Raw genomic sequence first — 5,685 nt, forward strand, 5'->3', positions numbered from 1 at the left:
TCGTTCACGAATCCCTGCCCGGCCCTGTGGCTCCGTGGGGCCGAGGGGATGACGCGAAGTCTTGCGGCGGCCTACCGCGCGCTCGGGGCGCGCATGTAACCGCGTCGCCCTACCAGGGTGACAAGTTCGTGATGCATCTACAAGGGCTTTGTGTAATCCGTCTCATGAAGGTCGGTGTAGCGTCGGTCACAACATCGGTTCAAATCAGCCAAGATGCGACCATAACCGGCACCTCTTGCCGTGACAAGGGTGCTGCGGACCTGCATCTGACAGGTTCGGCGCATCGATCGGCTTCGGATCGACGAGACGCCTCAGTACGCGATCCGCAGCGCCCGCGGCGCCGACGTCAGCGTGATCTCCGTCCGCTCGCCGATGTAGTCGCCGTCGACCTGCACCGGCAGCGGTTCCGGCGCCCGCAGGACGATTTGCTTGCGGTCGTGCAGCGACACGACGGCCCGGCCGCGCGGCCCGCGCCGCGTCGTCATCTGGGCCAGGTGCAGCAGCGTCGGCGCCAGCCGGAGGCTGGTCAGGCCGAACACGTCGAGGCCGGCGTTGAGGTCGGCGAACGGGGTGGGCCGCAGCGGCCGGGCGCCGAGGTACGTCCACGGCGTGCAGTTCGTGACGATGACGACCGCCAGCCCGGGGATCGGCAGTCCGCCGTCGGCGGTGAGCTCGATGGTGCCGTGCCGCCGCTCAGGCTGGGCGAAGAACCGGCGGATCGCGGTGCGGACGTACAGCTGGACGGTCGACACCCGGCCGCGTTCGCGCTCGGCCTCGACGGCGTGGATGACGTCGGCGTCGAGGCCGAACCCGGCGGTGAAGGTGAAGTAGCGGTCGTCGAGCCGGCCCAGCCCGATGCTCTGGCGCCGGCCGGCGCGCAGCGCGTCGAGCAGCAGCCCGGTGGCCTCGATGGAGTTCTCGGGGATGCCGAGGTTGCGCGCCAGCACGTTGGTGCTGCCGCCGGGGATGATGGCGATGTCGGGGACGGCCTCACCCTCCGTCGGCGCGGGGTCGAGCAGGCCGTTGACCACCTCGTTCACGGTGCCGTCGCCGCCCACCGACACGACCAGGGACAGGCCGTCGGCGCGCGCCTTGCGGGCCAGCTCGGTGGCGTGGCCGCGGTGGGTGGTCTCGGCGACTTCGAGGTCGAGGTCGTTGCTCAGTGCCGACAGCAGAACGTCGCGGGTGCGTACGGACGTCGTCGTGGCGTTGGGGTTGAGGACGACGAGCGCGCGCATGGGTGACAGCCTACGATCCGCGATTCCGCCGCCGGTCAGCGGAACATGCCCTCACGCAGTTGGATCAACGTCCGGGCCAGCAGCCGGGACACGTGCATCTGCGAGATGCCGATCTCGCCGGCGATCTGCGACTGCGTCATGCCGCGGAAGAACCGCAGGACGATGATGCGCCGCTCGCGTTCGGGCAGGCCGTCGAGCATGCGGGCCAGCGTCTCGCGGTTCTCGACGCCCTCGAGAGCCTCGTCGTCGTGGCCGATGGTCTCGATGGTGCTGGGCGCGTTCTCGCCCGGCTCCGGGGAGTCGAGCGAGACGGTGCTGTAAGCGGCGGCCGTCTCCAGCGCCTCGAGCACCTCGTCCTCGGTGGTGCGGGTGGCCTGGGCCAGCTCGGCGATGGTCGGCGACCGGCCCAGCTGCTGCAGCAGCTCCGTCGTCGCCGTGCTGATGGACAGCCGCAGCTCCTGCAGCCGACGGGGGACGCGGATGGCCCAGCCCTTGTCGCGGAACCAGCGCTTGATCTCGCCGAGGATGGTGGGGGTGGCGTAGGTGGAGAACTCCGCGCCGCGGCCGGGGTCGTACCGGTCGATCGCCTTGATCAGGCCGATGGTGGCCACTTGGACGAGGTCTTCGTACGGCTCGCCGCGGCCGGCGAAGCGGCGGGCCAGGTGCTCGGCGAGCGGCAGGTGCAGCGTCGTCAGCCGGTTGCGGACCTCGGCCCGCGCGGGGTCGTCGGCCTCGAGGCTCGCGAGCAGCTCGAGCAGTGCGCGGCTCTTGGCGCGGTCGACGGTGCCGCGGGTGGCCTCGCCGTCGGCCGGCTCGACCGGCTCGGCGTCCAGCGGTCCGACCGTGATCACCGGCCGGACGACGTCGACGACCGGACCGGCGGGCTCCGTGGCCTCGCTGGTCAGCCTCGCCTCGGCCGCTCCCACCGCCTGACTCAACCCCGCTTCTTCCGCAGCATGATGGACACCCGGCCGTCCTCGGCCCGCGAATGCACCTCGCCGGCCAGCGCCGACAGCACCGTCCAGGCGAAGCTGTCGCGGCTGGGGAGGTCGGTCTGCGCGGCGGGGACGGACACCACGACGTCGAGGATGTCGGTGTGCAGCTGGAAGCTGCAGTGCATGTTCGACCCGGGAACGGCGAGCGGCAGCAGCATGGCGCCGGCTTCGTCGACGGCGATGCGCAGGTCCTCGATCTCGTCGAGCGTGAACCCGATCCTGGCGGCCAGCCGGGCGGCGGTCGTCCGCAGCACGGTGAGGTAGGCGCTGGACGACGGTACCTGCAGCTCCACCAGGTCACCGAACGACGAATCGGACTCGCTCACCAAACCTCCTCCTCCTGGAATCGGCCGACCGATTCCCGCCTGCTCGGCCGGCCACAACGCCAGAGAGCTCGTGTTGCTCCCGACACAGTGTCACATGTGCGCCCGAAGGCGTAGTCGGCCGCCGTGCGCCGAGTGGGGTCAGAGCACCTTCGAGAGGAAGGCCCGGGTGCGTGCGTGCCGCGGGTCGGACAGGACGTCCCTGGGCCGGCCCGACTCTACGATGACACCGTCGTCCATGAAGATCATCTGGTCCCCCACCTCTCGGGCGAAGCCCATCTCGTGGGTGACGACCATCATGGTCATGCCGCTGCGGGCCAGGTCGCGCATCACGTCGAGCACGTCGCCGACCAGTTCGGGGTCCAGCGCCGAGGTCGGCTCGTCGAACAGCATCATGTCCGGGTCCATCGACAGGGCGCGGGCGATCGCGACCCGTTGCTGCTGGCCGCCGGACAGGTGGGCGGGGTAGGCGGCGACCTTGTCCATGAGGCCCACCCGGGCGAGGTTGTGCCGGGCCACCTCGACGGCGTCGCGCTTGCTGCGCCCGAGTACCCGCCGCTGCGCGATCGTGAGGTTGCTCAGCACGGTCAGATGAGGGAACAGGTTGAACTGCTGGAACACCATGCCGATGCGGGCGCGGACGCGGTCGACGTCGATCTCCGGGTCGAGGATGTCGATGCCCTCGACCCGGATCTCCCCGGACGTCGGCTCCTCCAGCCGGTTGACGCAGCGCAACAGGGTGGACTTGCCCGACCCGCTCGGCCCGATGACACACACCACCTGACCGGGCTCGACCGTGAGGTCGACGCCCCGGAGCACCTCGAGGTCTCCGAAACTCTTGTGCAGTCCCGCCACCTCGATGGCGGCGACGCCCGTCAGGGGCACCGGAACGGCGCTCACCTCGACCGCCCCAGCCGCCGTTCCAGCACCGCAACCAGGCGGGTGAGCGGGATGGTGATCAGCAGGTACAGCATGGCCGCCATCACGAGCGGCGTGCTGTTGTTGGAGTTGATGACGCCGTCGCGCGCGAACGTCGTGATCTCCTTGTTCTGCAGCGTCGATCCCGCGATGAACAGCAGCGACGTGTCCTTGATGAGCAGGACGAACTCGTTGGTGAGCGGCGGGATGACGATGCGGAACGCTTGCGGCAGCACGATGGAGAGCATCGTCCGTCCCGCCGACATCCCCAGCGAGCGGGCCGCCTCCGTCTGTCCCTTCGGCACGCCCTGGATGCCCGCCCGGATGCTCTCGGCCATGTACGCGGCCGCCACCAGGATCAGCGCCAGCAGCCCGGCCCCGATCGTCCCGCCGGGCACGTGGACCTGGAACGCGATCGGCAGCACGTAGGCCATCGCGAAGATGGTCAGCAGCGCCGGCAGGCCGCGGAACAGTTCGATGTAGGCGATGGCCAGCCATCGGTAGGGCGCGACGGTCGACAGCTTCATCAGGGCGAGGACGATGCCCAGCACGAGGCCGCCGCTGAACGAGATGACGGTGAAGAGGATGGTGTTCTTCGCCGCGATCGTGATGATCTCCGGGAGCTGCGCGCGGGCGACGTCGGGCTGCAGGAAGTTCGCCCTGATGCGATCCCAGTCCGCCGCCAGCACCACGGCGGCGACCGCCGCGGCGAACACCAGGTAGAGAACGCCGCGGCGGATGCGTCGCCGCGTGGTCCGGCGCACGGCGGTCAGCTCGTGCTCGGGCTGGGACCCGTCGGGCTCTCGGTGCCCGTCGAGTCCATCGCGAAGTAGCGCGCGTAGATCTCGTCGTAGGTGCCGTCGTCGCGCAGCGCCTGCAGCTGCTCGTTCACGGCGTTGAGCAGGGCCGTCTTCTCGCCCTTGGCGAAGGCGAAGCCGTACTGCTCGTCGGTCTCGTACTGCTCGACCACCTCGTACGCCGGGTCCGAGCGCGCATGCTCGAGGTTGACGGGCAGGTCCTGCAGGATGGCGGCGATGTTGCCGGCCTGCAGCGCCGGCCACAGCTCGCCGTCGCTGGGGAAGGCCTGCGGCGGGTTCGCCCCCTTCGGCAGGTGCTCCTTGGCGTAGATCTCGCCCGTGGTGCCCTGCTGGACGCCGACGGTCTTGCCGACGAGGTCGTCGATCGACGTGATGCCGGAGTCGGCGGGTACCAGCAGCGACTGGAGCGAGTCGTAGTACGGCATCGAGAAGTCAAGGTGCTGCTTCCGCTCGTCGGTGATGGTCATGGCCGACGCGCCCAGGTCGCACTGCCCGGCCGCCAGCACGGCGCCGCTCTGGAGCGGGTCGAACCCGACGTCCTGGACCGTCATCCGCAGACCCAGGCCGTCGGCGATGGCCTGCATGAGGTCCATGTCGAAGCCGCTGTAGCCGCTGGGTGCGTCCGGGCTCTCGATCTCGAACGGCGGGTACGGGACGTCGGAGCAGACCGTCAACGTGCCGTTCTGGACGAGGCCGAGGTCGGCCGCCTGGGTGCCGGCGCCGCCCGTGGCGGTGGTACCTCCCTCGTCGTCGCCGCCACACGCGGCCAGCAGCATCGTCGTGACGGCGGCCGCGGCGGCGAGCCGGCTCAATCCGGCCATGGTGTGTCGCCTGGACATGGCATCCCCCCTTGCACGCGACACCTGTCCTGTTCGCATCCTGCCACTGCTTGGGCCGGTCGGATGGTCAGTAGGCTCGGGGAATGTTCGCCGCCTACGCCTCGACGCTCGACGCCGACGACCCCCTCGCCGGGCTGGCTCTGGGGGAGCGGCCTGAGCCCTCGGTCCCCGACGGCTGGACGACGGTGACGGTGCGGGCGACGGCGCTCAACCACCACGACCTGTGGTCGCTGCGCGGCGTCGGCCTCGACGAGAGCCGGCTGCCGATGATCCTGGGCTGCGACGCGGCGGGCGTCACCGACGACGGCCGCGAGGTGCTCGTGCACGCCGTCGTCTCCGACCCCGACTGGCGCGACGACGAGACGCTGGACCCGAAGCGCACGCTGCTGTCCGAGCGGCACCCCGGCACGTTCGCCGAGCGCGTCGCGGTGCCGTCGCGCAACCTGGTCCCGAAGCCGCCGGCGTTGTCGTTCGAGGAGGCCGCCTGCCTGCCGACCGCCTGGCTGACGGCGTACCGCATGCTGTTCACCCAGGCGAGGGTGACGCCCGGGCAG

At 70.4% G+C, this 5,685-nt stretch carries 7 protein-coding genes; 1 reads left to right on the plus strand and 6 read right to left on the minus strand.

The features are described from left to right. Window positions 1-311 precede the first annotated feature (311 nt). The 6 genes from DY240_RS24470 to DY240_RS24495 all read right to left on the minus strand — a co-directional run bounded on the left by DY240_RS24470 (window position 312) and on the right by DY240_RS24495 (window position 5,131). Entirely contained in the window at window positions 312-1,238 is a 927-nt protein-coding gene (locus DY240_RS24470) for a diacylglycerol/lipid kinase family protein (RefSeq protein WP_119662328.1), read from the minus strand. Between the two features lie 35 nt (window positions 1,239-1,273). After that, window positions 1,274-2,176, minus strand: a complete 903-nt coding sequence (locus tag DY240_RS24475; RefSeq protein WP_199702319.1) for an RNA polymerase sigma factor SigF — start codon at window positions 2,174-2,176, stop codon at window positions 1,274-1,276. Next, entirely contained in the window at window positions 2,173-2,559 is a 387-nt protein-coding gene (locus DY240_RS24480; RefSeq protein ID WP_233552860.1) for an ATP-binding protein, read from the minus strand. The genes DY240_RS24475 and DY240_RS24480 overlap by 4 nt, the downstream gene beginning before the upstream one ends. Before the next feature lie 138 nt (window positions 2,560-2,697). Further along, window positions 2,698-3,456: an amino acid ABC transporter ATP-binding protein gene (locus tag DY240_RS24485; protein WP_325049307.1), complete on the minus strand. Its 759-nt coding sequence runs from the start codon at window positions 3,454-3,456 to the stop codon at window positions 2,698-2,700. Then, window positions 3,453-4,238, minus strand: a complete 786-nt coding sequence (locus tag DY240_RS24490) for an amino acid ABC transporter permease (protein WP_119662331.1) — start codon at window positions 4,236-4,238, stop codon at window positions 3,453-3,455. Before DY240_RS24490 ends, DY240_RS24485 begins: the two co-directional genes overlap by 4 nt. A gap of 5 nt (window positions 4,239-4,243) precedes the next feature. Further along, on the minus strand, window positions 4,244-5,131 hold the full coding sequence (locus tag DY240_RS24495; protein WP_119662332.1) for a basic amino acid ABC transporter substrate-binding protein: 888 nt from the start codon (window positions 5,129-5,131) through the stop codon (window positions 4,244-4,246). A gap of 83 nt (window positions 5,132-5,214) precedes the next feature. On the opposite strand from DY240_RS24495, the gene DY240_RS24500 reads away from it, so the two are divergent. Continuing rightward, window positions 5,215-5,685 (plus strand): alcohol dehydrogenase catalytic domain-containing protein (locus DY240_RS24500; protein WP_158602987.1); only part of this gene is annotated, 471 nt, incomplete at its 3' end.

The organism is Jiangella rhizosphaerae, assembly GCF_003579925.1.
GTDB classification, from domain to species: Bacteria; Actinomycetota; Actinomycetes; order Jiangellales; family Jiangellaceae; genus Jiangella; species Jiangella rhizosphaerae.